Origin of the sequence: Variovorax sp. dw_308 (assembly GCF_019207085.1) — a bacterium.
In the GTDB taxonomy this organism is placed as follows: domain Bacteria; phylum Pseudomonadota; class Gammaproteobacteria; order Burkholderiales; family Burkholderiaceae_C; genus Variovorax.
In genome coordinates this window covers 655,216-669,472 of the sequence record NZ_JAATOM010000001.1, presented here as the reverse complement: position 1 = coordinate 669,472, position 14,257 = coordinate 655,216, and the positions used below count along the sequence as shown (strand labels likewise).

At 66.6% G+C, this 14,257-nt stretch carries 9 protein-coding genes; 2 read left to right on the top strand and 7 right to left on the bottom strand.

Going from position 1 to position 14,257, the window contains the following annotated elements:
* Positions 1–149: 149 nt before the first annotated feature.
* Positions 150–2,867 (top strand): glucosidase, encoded by a 2,718-nt coding sequence (locus HCU76_RS02930; protein WP_256353967.1) that lies wholly within the window; start codon positions 150–152, stop codon positions 2,865–2,867.
* Positions 2,868–2,871: 4 nt separating this feature from the next.
* On the opposite strand, the gene HCU76_RS02925 is transcribed toward HCU76_RS02930, so the two are convergent.
* Complete coding sequence (locus tag HCU76_RS02925; protein ID WP_345944725.1) at positions 2,872–5,226, bottom strand: fatty acid cis/trans isomerase; 2,355 nt, start codon at positions 5,224–5,226, stop codon at positions 2,872–2,874.
* Between the two features lie 194 nt (positions 5,227–5,420).
* On the opposite strand from HCU76_RS02925, the gene HCU76_RS02920 reads away from it, so the two are divergent.
* Complete coding sequence (locus tag HCU76_RS02920; protein WP_213957050.1) at positions 5,421–6,782, top strand: NUDIX domain-containing protein; 1,362 nt, start codon at positions 5,421–5,423, stop codon at positions 6,780–6,782.
* A gap of 35 nt (positions 6,783–6,817) precedes the next feature.
* Here HCU76_RS02920 and HCU76_RS02915 read toward each other — a convergent pair whose 3' ends face one another.
* The 6 genes from HCU76_RS02915 to HCU76_RS02890 all read right to left on the bottom strand — a co-directional run bounded on the left by HCU76_RS02915 (position 6,818) and on the right by HCU76_RS02890 (position 14,236).
* A complete protein-coding gene (locus tag HCU76_RS02915) occupies positions 6,818–7,237 on the bottom strand; it encodes a secondary thiamine-phosphate synthase enzyme YjbQ (RefSeq protein WP_371319754.1) in 420 nt (139 codons plus the stop codon).
* 9 nt (positions 7,238–7,246) lie between these two features.
* Positions 7,247–9,544 (bottom strand): xanthine dehydrogenase family protein molybdopterin-binding subunit, encoded by a 2,298-nt coding sequence (locus tag HCU76_RS02910; protein WP_213957150.1) that lies wholly within the window; start codon positions 9,542–9,544, stop codon positions 7,247–7,249.
* A 53-nt stretch (positions 9,545–9,597) separates the two neighbouring features.
* A complete protein-coding gene (locus HCU76_RS02905) occupies positions 9,598–10,062 on the bottom strand; it encodes a (2Fe-2S)-binding protein (RefSeq protein WP_213957052.1) in 465 nt (154 codons plus the stop codon).
* Positions 10,063–10,263: 201 nt separating this feature from the next.
* The gene (locus tag HCU76_RS02900; protein WP_256353927.1) at positions 10,264–11,247 is read right to left on the bottom strand and encodes an MBL fold metallo-hydrolase; all 984 of its coding nucleotides are present in this window, start codon (positions 11,245–11,247) and stop codon (positions 10,264–10,266) included.
* 87 nt (positions 11,248–11,334) lie between these two features.
* Positions 11,335–12,585, bottom strand: coding sequence for an MFS transporter (locus tag HCU76_RS02895; protein ID WP_213957054.1), 1,251 nt, complete (start codon positions 12,583–12,585; stop codon positions 11,335–11,337).
* 31 nt (positions 12,586–12,616) lie between these two features.
* Positions 12,617–14,236, bottom strand: coding sequence for a bifunctional 3-(3-hydroxy-phenyl)propionate/3-hydroxycinnamic acid hydroxylase (locus HCU76_RS02890; RefSeq protein WP_213957055.1), 1,620 nt, complete (start codon positions 14,234–14,236; stop codon positions 12,617–12,619).
* Positions 14,237–14,257: the final 21 nt, after the last annotated feature.

The following is a 14,257-nucleotide window of genomic DNA, read 5'->3' as shown; positions in this document are numbered from 1 at the left end:
CCAGTCGTCTGATGGGGATGCTGCACCTGCACCTTGGTGCAATCCGCGGCACAAGTGCAACGGCTGCGCGACACTTCACCCCTCGCCCGAAGTACCGGAGGTGTGCGTTGACCCACGATGCAGAACAAGCCAGGCTCGATGAGGCGCGCATGAAGCGCGCGGACTGGAAGAAATGGGGACCGTACCTCAGCGAACGCCAGTGGGGCACCGTGCGCGAGGACTACAGCGACAACGGCGACGCCTGGAACTACTTCACCCACGACCACGCCCGCTCCCGCGCCTACCGCTGGGGAGAGGACGGCCTCGGCGGCATCAGCGACGACCACCAGGTGCTGTGCTTCGCGCTCGCGCTATGGAACGGCCAGGACCCGATCCTCAAGGAGCGCGCCTTCGGCCTGGCGAACGAGGAAGGCAACCACGGCGAGGACGTGAAGGAGTGCTACTTCTACATCGACTCGACGCCGACGCACTCGTACATGAAGTACCTGTACAAGTACCCGCAGGCGGCCTATCCGTACCTCGACCTGATCCAGACGAATCGCCAGCGGGGCAGGCTGCAACCCGAGTACGAGTTGCTCGACACCGGCGTGTTCGACGGCAACCGCTACTTCGACGTCTTCGTCGAATATGCCAAGGCGGGGCCCGAGGACGTCCTGGTGCGCATCACCGCGGTCAACCGCGGCCCCGATGCCGCGCCGCTGCATGTGCTGCCGACGCTCTGGTACCGCAACACCTGGGCGGCCCCTGGCGGCGGCACCCAGCCCGTGGTGGAGAAGATCGACCTGCACGGCCCCGCGGCGATATACGCGCATCACACCGATCCGTTGTTTCGGGAGTCGCTGTCCGACTACTACCTGAGCTGCGATACGGACGCTCCGTTGCTGTTCACCGGGAACGAGACCAACAACGCGCGCCTGTTCGGCACGCAGAACGCAACGCCCTATGTGAAGGACGCGTTCCACGACTTCGTGGTGCATGGCAACGCCAACGCGGTGAACCCGGCGCAGCAGGGCACCAAGGCCGCCGCGCACCACGCGATGACGCTGGCCGCGGGCGAGACCCGCGTGATCCGCCTGCGCCTGAGCACGCGCAAACCCGATGCCTCGACCTTCGCCGACTTCGATGCCGTGTTCGCCGAGCGCCTGGCCGAGGCCGATGCGTTCTACGACGTCGTCACGCCGCCCGCCGTGCGCGCCGACCCGGACCGCGCGAACGTCATGCGGCAGGCGCTGGCCGGCATGCTGTGGTCCAAGCAGTACTTCTACTACGACGTCGGCCTGTGGCTCGACGAGCACGGCGCGGGCTCTGACGTACCACAGGCGCGACGGCGCCTGGGCGTGCGCAACATCGACTGGGGCCACATGTTCAACGACGACATCATCTCGATGCCGGACAAGTGGGAGTATCCGTGGTACGCCGCGTGGGACCTGGCCTTCCACATGATCCCGCTCGGCATGGTCGACCCCGAGTTCGCCAAGCAGCAACTCGGCCTGATGCTTCGCAACGATTACCTGCATCCCAACGGCCAGTTGCCGGCCTACGAATGGAACTTCGGCGACGTGAATCCACCGGTACACGCCTGGGCGACGATGCAGCTCTACCTCGTCGACAAGGAGCATCGAGACGACGACGGCGACATCGAGTTCCTGAAGTACGCCTTCTCGAAACTGCTGGTCAACTTCACCTGGTGGGTCAATCGCAAGGACCGCACCGGCGCCAACGTGTTCGAGGGCGGCTTCCTCGGGCTCGACAACATCGGCGTGTTCGACCGCTCCAAGCCGCTGCCCACCGGCGGCTACCTCGACCAGGCCGACGGCACCGCGTGGATGGTGTTCTTCAGCCAGCAGATGTTGCGCATTGCCGGCGAGCTGGCGGTGCATGAGCCGCTGTACGAGGAGTTCGTCGAGAAGTTCTACCACCACACCCTGTCGATCGCCGGCGCGATGGACCGCGTGGGCGAGTGCAACGACGAGATGTGGGACGAGGAAGACGGCTTCTTCTATGACGTGCTGCGGTTGCCGGACGGCAACGCCCAGCGGCTGAAGGTGCGCTCGATCGTCGGGCTGCTGCCGCTGGCCGCCGTCGCGATCTTCGAGGAAGGCACGCTCGAAAAGCTGCCCAACTTCCGCAAGCGCGCCGCCGAGTACCTGATGCGCCATCCCGAGCTGCGGGGCAGCATGCACCTGCCCGACCGGCCCGGCGTGGCAGGGCGCCGCATGCTGGCGATCGTCGACGAGAGGAAGATGCGGCGGCTTTTGTCGCGCATGCTCGACGAGTCCGAATTCCTCAGCCCGCACGGCATTCGCGGGCTGTCGCGCCAACACCTGGAACACCCCTACGTGTTCGAGCATGCCGGCGGGCAGTACCGCGTGGGCTATGTGCCGGGCGACTCCGACTCCGGCATGTTCGGCGGCAATTCCAACTGGCGAGGCCCGGTGTGGATGCCGATCAACTTCCTGCTCATCACGGCGCTGCTGCGCCTGTATGCGTACTACGGCGACGACTTCACCGTGGAATGCCCGACCGGCTCCGGCCAGATGATGACGCTGATGGAAGTGGCGCACGAACTGGGCGAGCGCATCACCCGCCTGTTCCTGCGCGACGCCTCCGGCGCGCGGCCGGCGAACGGCAGCGCGCACAAGTTCAGGGACGATCCGCACTGGCGCGACCTTGTGCTGTTCCACGAGTACTTCCACGGCGACACCGGCGCGGGCGTGGGCGCCAGCCACCAGACGGGCTGGACCGGATGCGTGGCTCGCATCATCCAGACCAATGCCGTGCTGACCCCCGACATGCTGACTTCGACTGGTGCGGAGGCTAAGGTGATGGACGCGCTGCAAACGGGCCGCACGCGGCCGCCCCCTTGAGCCGTCAGCGATTCTCGAGCCGGTTGTAGTCGAGCACACCTGCTTCCAGGGGCTGCGTCTTGCGATAGCGCGCGAGCACGTCGTCGCTGACGGCCCAGAACGCCGGATTGGTGCGACGTACGGCCCAGCGTTGCGAGAAGACGGTGTAGTCCCTCTCCGAGCGCAATTGGCGTATCGCATCGGCCAGCGCGGGAATCTGCGCGACATCAAGGCGGTAGAACGCATTCGGATAGCTGCCGACGATGCCGGGCACGACAGTGAGGGTGTCCTCCTCGGGCCGCAGCTCCCGCTTCTCGCCGACCAGGTGCGAGACGCTGGCATGCCCGGTGTCGCGCAGCAGCGTGAAGGTACTGGTTGCGCCGTCGGGCGTGTCGATGACGAGCAACGCCACTTCGGGCAGCCACTGCAAGGACGTGCCGCTGATGGCGGCGAGGTCGCGCAGCGGCGCACGCAGAGCGGGGGGCGCGTTAAGCGCAAGGTCGAGGCGTGTGTCCAGCACCGGCGCGAGCCGCGTCTTCATCTGTTCCATCAGCTCGCGCCTTGCATCCGAGGTCTTGTAGCGCACATCGCTCTCGGAGCGCAGCGTGGTGCCCTTGCCGCCGTAGACCTGCTCGCGCGTGCTCCGGCTGTCGCCGCGGTACCAGGCGTCGCGCGTGGGGATGCGCTGCGCGCGCGGCAGCAGCGCGATGAAGTTGAACTCGCCCTCCATCCGGAGGAAGTCCATGTACATCCGCGAGTTGAGCTGGTGCCCGACGTTGCCGTAGACGTCGTAATCGGCCACCAGCAGGTAGTGGATGCGCTCCAGCAACGGATAGCCGATGACCCAGGCGGTGCGCGGCGTATCGCCCACCATGCCCTTGACGACGCTCGCGCTGTCGTAGTGGCGGAAGATCGTGAGCGCCGCGTTGTCGTTGCGGCCGTCGCCATCCCAGACCAGGTTGAGGCCAAGCTTCACCCGTTTCTCGAACACGCCGGTCAGGAGTTTGGACCGGGACTCGAGGTATTTGTTTTCCAGGCGGGCGTACTGCACCCACGGCACCAGCAGGTCCGTGTTGCTGCTGCCCGTGGGCAGTCGCAGCAGGTTGGCATCGCGCGCCAGTGCTGCGGACAGCGGTTTGTCGAAGCGTTCATCCGGCGCAAGGAACACCACCCAGAAGCGGTCGCGGATCACGTCGAGCGCCATCTGGCCACGGCAGACCGGGCCTTTGATGAAGCCCATGATGGTGAACTCCGCCTCCTCGAGCATGAAGCGGTAGCGCGCATTCACCGGCAGCGCCGCGAAGGTCGAGAACGGGTTGGCTGCATCCTGCGCGCTGTAGCCAGGCAGGCTTGTCACGGCATAAGGCGGATCGAGGAACATCTCGCGCCAACGGGCCATGCGCTGCGCCGACAGCACATACGGCATGTGCGTCTTGGCGACGATGGTCTCGCGCTCGGGGACCATGCGGTAGTAGACGCGGTCCACGCCGGGGCTGTCGACAGGCCGCCGGCTCGCGATGACACGCACCGGCTGGCCCGGCGGCGTGGCCGAGCGCACCAGCTTGAAGAACTGCCGCTGCGGGTCGTCGTCGAAGTACAGGTGCGCGAGGAACAGGTGCTCGTAGGCGTAGCGGCTGAACAGCTGCGCCTTGAGCGAATCGCCGTTGAGGAACTGCTCCCACTGCGCGACGCGTTGCATGGCCAGCGCGGTCGGTGCGGATGGCGCGACCGCGGGTGCGCCCTCCGCCAGCCAGCGCGTCAGCGTGTCGTTCTCGGTCGTGCTGAGGGCGGGCAGGCCGAAGGGCATCCCGGCCATCGGCGTGTTGCGCTCGTAACGGTCGATTTCCTCGCCGGCCGGGCACGATGCGGCACGCTCCAGCGAGAAATCCAGCCCGCCGCCAACGACGCCTTCGGTGGGCCCTGGGTGAGCCTGCTTCAGCGCCAGCAGGCGGTGCATGAGCCCGGCTGTCCGGTTGGCTTCCGGCGTCTGGACCGCGTGCTCGTTCAACACGGCGAAGAAATCGAGCGCACGCCATTCCGAAGTCTTGTCGGCATCGACATACATGCGCGAGGGCTGCGCGGCGCGCAATCGCGTGGCGTCATACACCGGCGTCTTGCTGGCGCCGCGGGCAAGCCCGTCCCAACTCGTGGCCTTGAACTGGCACGGCGCGTCGTTGCAGGCATGGCACACGACGCAGCGACGGTCGAGGATGGGCTGGATCACCTGCGCGTAGGAGGCCGATGCGGGCCCGGCAGGCGGCGTGTCGAAGCGCGTCGGGTCGGCGGGGCCGAACAGCTTGTCGAAGCCGGACCCGGCAACGACCGCGCAGCCAGCGACCAACAGGATGACGATCAGCCACAGGATCCGTTTGCTCGGCACGAGGTTGCTCCTGACGAAATGTTGCTCGCGGCAATTCTCACCCAGGTGATTTGAAGCGGCGCCAACCTGGCTTGCTTGTAGGAGGGTTGCCAAAAATGCCGGGTCCATGCAAGTCGCGGGACAGGCCATGGTTGGCCCCGCGGCGACAGGGGCCGCTTGGATCGGGCCCGGGATGGCATCGACAATGGCACTTCATGCAAGCCCCAACCTCCGCCATCAACTCGCCAGCTCCCCAAACCCCATCGACGCCGCGCCCGATACGCGCCGCAGCCACGCTCCTCGTGCTGCGCGACGGCCGCGACGGTCTCGAGGTCCTGCTCCTGCGCCGCGCTGAAAAAGCCAACGACCAGAACAGCGGCGCCAGCGTGTTTCCGGGCGGCATGCTCGACGCGCACGACCGCAGCCTGCATGGCCACTGCACCGGCCTGGACGACACGACGGCGAGCGCACGTCTTTCGGTGAGCGCGGGCGGGCTCGACTACTACGCCGCCGCCGTCCGCGAGTGCTTCGAAGAGGCCGGCGTGCTCTTCGCGAGCGATGCCAGCGGCAAGTCGATCGATCTGGCGGCGCTCCCCGCGCAGGAGCTCGACGCCATGCGCCATGCCGCGGCGCAAGGCACGGATGCGCTGCTGGCGCTGTGCGACCAAAGGGGCTGGCGCCTGGCCGTCGATCGCCTGGCCTATTTCGCCCATTGGCTCACGCCGCCCGGCATGCCGCGCCGATTCGACACCCGCTTCTTCGCGGCACTGATGCCGCCAGCGCAGGTGGTCAGCGAGGACGGTCTCGAAACCGTCGAGCACATGTGGCTGCGGCCAGCCGATGCGCTGGCCCCGGCGCGTGGTCTCAAGCTGATGAACGTGACGCGTCGCATCCTGCAGCAACTGGACGCATTCGGCAGTGCCGGGGATTGTCTGGCCCATGCGCGTTCGCTGCAGCAGATACCCCTCAACATGCCGCGACTCGCACAAGGCCCGCAAGGCCAGCGGGCAGTGAACATCGAGGAGCCGGCATACGAGGAATTGGGCCACGTCGATCCAGACGGCCAATGCACCGGGCGCTACGCGCTGGAGGCGGGCCTTGCGATGCGGCTCTCGCCCCAGGTCTGGCGCGTGACGGACAGCGCGGATGGCACGCCGACGGCACCTGGCCTGAACAGCTACTTCATCGGCGAGGCGGGTGGCGACTGCGCACTGATCGACCCGATGCCCGCGGGATCCGCGCACTTCGCCGCGCTGCGTAGTGCAGCACCCGGGCCGGTCCGCTGGATTCTTTCGACAGGACCGCGCGGGAGCCTGGATGCGGCGACAGTCGAAGGCCTGCGGGCGGCATGGCCCGAGGCCCGCCCGCTGCAAGCTTCAACGGACGAAGTGCTGAAGGTGGGCGGCACGACGATCCGTGCGGTGGTCGACGCCGAGGACGCCGACGCGCTCGCTTTCCTGCTTGTCGAAGAGCGACTGCTCTTCACCGGCAGCGGCGCCACGGTGCCTGCGCACATGCGCGATTCCGTCGACTGGATCGTGCCGGCCCAGGGCTTCATGCGCAGGCGCGCGCGCTGAGCGTGCGGTCTGCGGCTTGTCGCCGAAGAGCGCGCCTACGCCCCCAGCAGATGCAGCACGAGTTCCCGCCGATGCGGGCGCGTCCGGTGTTCCCAGAGATAGATGCCTTGCCAGGTCCCAAGCGCCAGCCGGCCACCGTATAGCGGAATCGACAGTTGCACGGCCGTCAGCGCCGCACGCACATGCGCCGGCATGTCGTCAGCGCCTTCGTCCCGGTGACGGAACAACGGATCGCCGTCGGGAGCCAGGCGCGCAAAGAATCGATCGAGGTCGCCTCGCACATCAGGGTCCGCGTTTTCCTGGATCACCAGGCTCGCCGAGGTGTGCCTGACGAAAACCGTCAGCAATCCTTCTGCCAGCCCCGCCTTGGCCACCCAGTCAGCCACCTCCGGGGTGACCTCCAGCAGCCCACGACCGCGCGTCTGGAAGATCAACGACGTGGTGAACTGCTGGATCATCCCGCCTCAGGACACGTTGGCCAACTGCGCACGCAGCGGCAACTGCCGGATTCGCTTGCCGGTCGCTGCCGCGATCGCGTTCATCAGCGCCGGCGCGATCACCGGCACCCCCGGCTCACCCACGCCGCCCAGGGGCACGTCATAGCTCGAGGGCATGATGTGCACGACGATCTTCTTCGGCGCCAGGTTCATGCGCATCACCTCGTACTGGTGGAAGTTGTCCTGCTCGGCGCGGCCGTTCTTGAAGGTGATCTCGCTGACCACCGCCTGGCTCAGCCCCATCACGCAAGCGCCCTCGATCTGCGAGCGCACGCGGTCGGGGTTGACCGTCGGGCCGCAGTCCACCGCCACATCGATGCGCGGAATCAGGATGTCGCCCGACGGGTCGACGCTCACCTCCACGACCGCGGCAACATAGGTGACGAAGCTGTAGTGCGCCGCGAGGCCCAGCCCCTGGCCGTTGCCCATCTTGCGGCCCCATTGCGCTTCCTTCGTCGCGCGTTCGATCACCCCGCGCAGCCGGCCCACGTTGATCGGGTAGCGCTCGGGCGACTCGCCATGGTTCCAGCCGTCGCTGATCTTGGTCGGATCGATCAACCGGTTCGGCCCCAGCAACTCGATCAGCAAGTCGCGATGGTCCTTGCCCTGCGCCTGCGCAATCTCGGCGATGAACGACTGCGACGCGAACGCATGCTGGATGTTGTTGACTGAACGCAGCCAGCCAATGCGCGCATGCGCGGTCGCCTCGGGGTTCTCGATGCGGATGTTCGGAATCGCGTACGGCAGACCGGCCAGGCCCAGCCCCAGTTCGAATGGCGCCAGCGTCTTCGGGTCCGGCGCGAAGATCGACGCAATCGTCGGTTCTGCCGTGCGGTGCAACCAGGCCGTGACCTTGCCGTTGGCGTCCAGGCCCGCTTCCAGGTGCTGCGCGCAGACCGTGTGGAAGTAGTCGTGGTGCAAGTCGTCCTCACGCGTCCAAGTGAGTTTGACTGGCTGGCCGCCCATCTCTTTCGACGTCAAGGCGGCCTCGACCACGAAGTCCTGCTTCGACTTCCGCCCGAAGCCGCCGCCCAGCAGCGTCACGTTGACTTTGACCTTGTCCGCAGGCAGGTCCAGCCGTTTCGCGACGCGGTCATGCGCGGCCTGGGGCGACTGCGTGCAGGCCCAGACCTCGCAGGCGCCATTGACGATGCGTGCAGTCGCAGCCGGGCACTCCATCGACGCGTGCGCGAAATGCGGCACGTAGTAGTTGGCCTCGATCTTCTTCGTCGCCTTGGACAGCGCAGCGTAGGTGTCGCCTTCGTTGCGGACTTCCTTGCCGCCGGTCTTCAGCACGGCCTGCTCGAGTTCGGCCCTGAAAGCGGGCGAGTTGTAGCTCGCGTGCGCGCCGTCATCCCATTCGATCTTGAGCATGCGACGGCCCTTGATCGCGGCCCAGGTGTCGTTGCCGACCACGACGATGCCGCCGACGGGCTGGAACTCCGAGGGCGGCGGCGTGCCTTCCATCGCAAAGACCTTGATCACGCCGGGCACCTTCATCGCCTCGGTGGCATCGAAGCTCTTGACCTTGCCGCCGAGCACTGGTGGGCGCGCGATCACCGCGTACAGCATGCCCGGCAGGCGGGTGTCGATGCCGTACCAGGTCTTGCCGGTCGCGATCGCCTGCCCGTCGGTCAGGAAAGTGTCCTCCTTGCCGATGTAGCGGTACTGGCTCGGGTCCTTCAGCTTGACCGAGGCGGGTTCCGGCACATCCAGCTTCGCGGCAGCGAGCGCAAGGGCGCCATAGCCGAGCTTGCGACCGCTGGGCTTGTGCACGACTTCGTGGTTCCTGGCCTGCACCGAGTCGAGCGGCACCTTCCATTGCGCGGCCGCGGCCTGTTCGAGCATCACGCGGGCACTCGCACCGCACCGGCGCATCGGGTCGAACCAGTGGCGCGTGCTGCGCGAGCCGTCGGTGTCCTGGTTGCCGTATTTGGCCTCGTCGCCCGGCGCCTGCACCACGCGCACCCGCTTCCAGTCGGCCTCCAGCTCATCGGCCACGATCTTGGGGATGCTGGTGCGCACGCCCTGCCCCATCTCGGAGCGGTTGACGACGATGCTGACGGTGCCGTCAGGCGCGATCGAAACGAAGATCCTGGGGCTGTCGCGCAGGCCTTCCGGCATGCCGTCGCCGCCGTACTTCACGGGCGCATCGGCCGCGGCGCCAATGGCGGGAAGGCCGACGTACAGTACGAGGCCCGTCAACGGCGCAGCCTGGAGGAAGCGGCGGCGGCTGGTGCCCGCCGAGGGCGCCGACGCAGCCATCGAAGCGCCGGAAGCAAGGTAGTCGGCAAGCGAATGGGGTTGGCGGCGCGCGTTCATGCTGCATCTCCCATGCCGGCAGCGGACTTGATGGCCGCTCGGATCCGGGTGTAGGTGCCACAGCGGCAGATGTTGCCGCTCATGGCCTGGTCGATGTCGGCGTCGCTGGGCCTGGGGTTGGTCTGCAGCAGCGCAGTGGCGCTCATGATCTGGCCCGACTGGCAGTAGCCGCATTGCGCCACGCCGACTTTCATCCACGCGGTCTGCACGGCTTTGCCCGCCTGGCTGGCGCCGACGCCCTCGATCGTCGTGATCTTCTTGCCCACCGCCGTGGACAGCGGCGTCTGGCAGGCGCGCACCGGCGCGCCGTTGAGATGCACGGTGCATGCGCCGCACAGTGCCATGCCGCAGCCGAACTTGGTGCCGGTCAGGCCGACATGGTCCCGCAAGACCCAGAGCAAAGGGGTGTCATCCGGCGCCGCGACGGTGGTCGCCTTGCCATTGATAGTCAACGTGGTCATCGTGATGTGCTTCCAAGGTGGGTGGAAATCACCAAGCCGTTGATCTTTGCTCGCCGAACTCAGCCTCGCCACGCTGTGCCGTCTACCGGTGCGGGCCGAGGCAGGCACGCACTGTCGACGGCCCTGGCATCGAGCGCGCTTGGCGCTCCGCACGATTGTGCTGCCGCGGCCTGGCAAGCACAACTACCTCGAAGACGGGACTCAGGGCGCCATCGGTTCGATGGCTTGCCGCTTTGCGTCGAAGACCTTGACCTCCGCGTCGATCTCGAAGCGTGTCAGGTCCTCGCCAATTACAAGGGGGCCGTCGTAGGTCGTTCGTGTACGCGCCAGCACTTCGGTCGGCGGCACGTCCAGCGGCGCGTTCGCCCTGAACACGATGATGTGCGTGAAAGCGGCCACCTTGGGTCGTGCCATCGAGAAGATGCGGCCCGCCTCTTCCGGCGTGGTGTGGTGTGCCGCGATCTCCTTGAAGCGCGGGTAGGCCTTCAACAGGCCGGGATCGATGTCCGCCACCTCATGGATCAGCAGGTCCGCGCCCTTGGCCTGGGCAGCGATGCGCTCGTCGTAGGTGGTGTCGCTGGAGATCACGACCTTCTTGCCCTCGTACTCGATCCTGTAGCCGAAGTTGTGTTCGATGAGGTCGCCATGATGTGTAGCAAAGGCGGTGACCTTGACGCCGTTGCGCTCGTAGACCACGCCCGCCCCGATGTCGTGGGCGTCGAAGGCGATGCCCGCCGGCGGCAGCTTCTCGTCGGCGATGCGCGTCCGGATGTCCTCGGCAAAGGCGGCCGTGAGGTTCCGGGTCATGGCCTCGGTGCCTTTGGGTCCGTAGATGACCATCGGCGTGGTACGCGAACCGAAGGGCGTGGGCAGCCAGCCGGTCAACCACAGGTCGGGCAAACCCACCAGGTGATCCGAATGAAAGTGTGTGATGAAGCTGGCCGTGACGTCCTTGAACGGGATGTTCAGTTGCGCGAGCCGGATGCTGACGCCGCGCCCGAGGTCGAACACCAGCTTCTCCTTGCCGGCTTCGACCAGGATCGACTGGCTGAAGCGCACGTTGCTGGGCACGGGACTGCCGGTGCCGAGCAGCGTGACGTTGAGGGGTGCGGCTTGCGCAGTGACAGCGGCGCATGCGAAGGCGAGCGCGCCGAGGGCGCGACGGGCGAGGGAGAGGCTGTTCATTTGAACCATCGATTTAGTTGGGTGCTTTGCCCGGCCGCTGGTGTTGGCCCGGTCGGGTGGCAGAGTGAAGCGAAACCGGGGGGCGCGTCAGGCCTTTCCAGGCGCGGTTTCCTTGAGCGACAGCGCCACGAAGAACCCGATCACCAATGCCACGGCTGCCAGATGCATGATGTATTGAATGCCGAAGTGCTGGGCCACATAGCCCGCGATCACCGGCGCAATGCCACCCCCGAAGATCTCGCCCGTCCCCACCACGATGCCCGACGCCGTAGACATCAGCTTCGCCGGCACCGACTCGGCACTCAGCGGGCCGACCGTCAGGCAGATCATGCTGAAGATGAAGAACAGCGTGACGAACAACCATGCGAACAGGCCATAGGGCTGCGCACCGGTGTGCATGAGGAAGTACAGTCCGATGCCCGCGCCGATGACCGAGATGATCATCACCGGCTTGCGGCCGATGCGGTCCGACAGCGCAGGCATCACCAGCGTGCCCATCGTGCCGCCGAAGCCGATCGCCGAAAGCACCAGCCCCATCTGCTCCAGCGACAGGTGCAGGTAGTCGATGAGGTAGCTGGGCAGCAGCGCGCTCAACACGACCAGGTTCGTCAGCCAGCACAGCATGCCGATCATGTTGAGCGGTACGTTGCGATACCGGAACACGTCGGACCACTTGTGCGGCAATGCGTCATGCGTCGACGTGTGCGTCGCGGCGACGGCAGCCGGCGTGTTGCGCAGCGTGCGATACAGCAGGTACGCAATGAGAAGCCCCGGGATCGACACCATCGCGAAGATCCAGTGCCATTCGACCACCTTGAGCAGTTGCGTCACCAGGATCGGCGCGATGCCCAACCCGAACAGCGGCAGCGCCGCCTGCTGGATGCCGATGTTCATGCCCTGCCGCGAAGGCTTCGACGCATCCAGCGTCGCGACGATGCTCGACGGCGTGTACGCGCCCTCCGCAAAGCCGATCAACGCACGGATGAACATCAGGCTCATCACGCCGGTCGCGAGCCCGCTGAAGCCGGCCAACAGCGAGAACACGATGATCGCGGGAATGATCACCTTGCGATGCCCGAGGCGGTCCGACAGGTTGCCCATGAACAGCGCAGCCACGCCCCAGGCAATGGCCAGCACGCCGGTCACCTGGCCGAGTTGCTGGTAGTTCAACCCCAGGTCTTTCGCGATGACCGGGAACAGCGGCAGGATCATGAAGCGGTCGATGCCGACCAGGCCGAAGCCCAGGCACAGCAACGCAACGGCTTTCCATTCATAGCTGACGTCCCGGCGTGATGAGGTCGGCAGGACGCCCGGGTGGGCGGCGGTGTGGATGTTCATGGTGCTTGTCTCCAGTTGTCTTCGTGCTTGCTCAGGCGGCGAGCGCTTGCGGTTCTTGTGCGGAAGCGATCTTCACGCCATGGAGCTGCAGGTCGGCCGCGAGGTCGTCGACCAGCGCGTCGAGGTCGGACGCATCGACGGCGGCGCCGTAGAGGTAGAAGTCGGGCCGCACCAGCATCGTCTCGACGCCATGGCGTTCCATCCAGGGGATGAACTTCGCGTCCACATCCGTCAGTGCGCCGGCGGTGTCCCGTGCCGCGACCGTGACGCGATGCGCGCCGAGCGCATCCAGGAAAACCCGCTGCGACGCGCCGAGTCGCGACAGCGCGCCAGCATTGCGCGACACCAGCACGAAGCCCAGCCCGACGACGTCGTCGAAGCGACCGGTGCGGCTGCCCGAGCGCACGATGCCGTGCGGGCACAGCAAGCCGGCCGGCGACTGCACCGCGCCGTCCTGGCCCCGGCGCAGGATGCCGTCGGTCAGGCTCGGGAACGGCGGTGGCGGCGGCACTTCGCCAGCGAAGAAGGCGCGGTCGCGCTCGGCGGCCGCTGCGGGGTCGGGGATGCAGATGATCTTGCCGAGGAACATCGACAGGTCGATCACGTCGCTCACATGCGGGCGGCGCTCGGGCTGGTAGGTGTCGAGCAGCGAATCGTCAGCCCTGCCCTTCAGGATCAGGTCGAGCTTCCACGCGAGGTTCCAGTCGTCGCGCAGGCCGGCGCACATGCCCTGGCCCATGAAGGGCGGCATCACGTGCGCGGCGTCGCCGGCGATCAGCATGCGGCCCTTGCGCCAGGTGTTGGCCAGCAGCGAGCGGAAGGTGTAGACCTTGTGCCGCACGATGGTGGCTTGGTCGCGCCTGACCCACGGTTCGAGCAGGTCCCAGGCAACGTGTTCGTGTTCCAGCTCGGCGGCCGTCTCGTGCGGCAGGCGCATGAACTCCCAGCGGCGGAAGTAGCGGCCGTCCTTGACGCCGGCCGGCACGATGGTGGTCGGGCGGACCGGGTTGCAGTACTGGGCGGCCGGCGGGATGTCGAGGGTGACGCCTTCGTTCGGCAGCACGTCGATCACGAGCCAGTCGGCTTCGAAGCCGCGGTCTTCCTGGGTCGAGCCGATGGCCTGGCGCACCAGGCTGTTGGCACCGTCGGCGCCGATCAAGTACTTGCAGCGCACGGTGCGCGTTTCACCTGATTCGGTGTCGCGCACCACGAGCTGCGCATAGTCCGCCGTCTGCGTCGCCTCGATGGCTTCCCAGCCCAGGTTGAGCGTGACTTCGGGGCGCGCCTGCACGACTTCCTCGAACATCTTCTCCAGCGTCGGCTGGTGCACGAAGTTCACCTCGGGGCCGCCTGAGATCGATTCGGATTGCCAGTCGATCGAGAGCAGTTCCTTCCACTCGGCGTTGAACCACTTGTAGTGCGGGCCGGCATGGCTCACGGCGGGCAATTGCTCGCTCATGCCCAGCGCCGAAAGCACCCTGTACAGCTCATGGTCGATGCACACCGCACGCGGCAGTGCATAGCGCTCGCGCCAGCGTTCGAAGATAGCTACCTTATGGCCTTGCCGCGCGAGCGACAGGGCCATGATCTCGCTGACTGGGCCGTAGCCGATCTGCACGACGTCGTAGAAGGGAATGTTGCTGCTGTTCATGACGAGTCTCCTTGCGGCGGT

Excerpts from the sequence above, each read along its gene's own strand:
- HCU76_RS02910 (WP_213957150.1), bottom strand. The coding sequence starts at position 9,544 with ATGGCTGCGTCGGCGCCCTCGGCGGGCACCAGCCGCCGCCGCTTCCTC.
- HCU76_RS02900 (WP_256353927.1), bottom strand. The coding sequence starts at position 11,247 with ATGAACAGCCTCTCCCTCGCCCGTCGCGCCCTCGGCGCGCTCGCCTTC.
- HCU76_RS02930 (WP_256353967.1), top strand. The coding sequence starts at position 150 with ATGAAGCGCGCGGACTGGAAGAAATGGGGACCGTACCTCAGCGAACGC.
- HCU76_RS02920 (WP_213957050.1), top strand. The coding sequence starts at position 5,421 with ATGCAAGCCCCAACCTCCGCCATCAACTCGCCAGCTCCCCAAACCCCA.
- HCU76_RS02890 (WP_213957055.1), bottom strand. The coding sequence starts at position 14,236 with ATGAACAGCAGCAACATTCCCTTCTACGACGTCGTGCAGATCGGCTAC.
- HCU76_RS02895 (WP_213957054.1), bottom strand. The coding sequence starts at position 12,585 with ATGAACATCCACACCGCCGCCCACCCGGGCGTCCTGCCGACCTCATCA.
- HCU76_RS02905 (WP_213957052.1), bottom strand. The coding sequence starts at position 10,062 with ATGACCACGTTGACTATCAATGGCAAGGCGACCACCGTCGCGGCGCCG.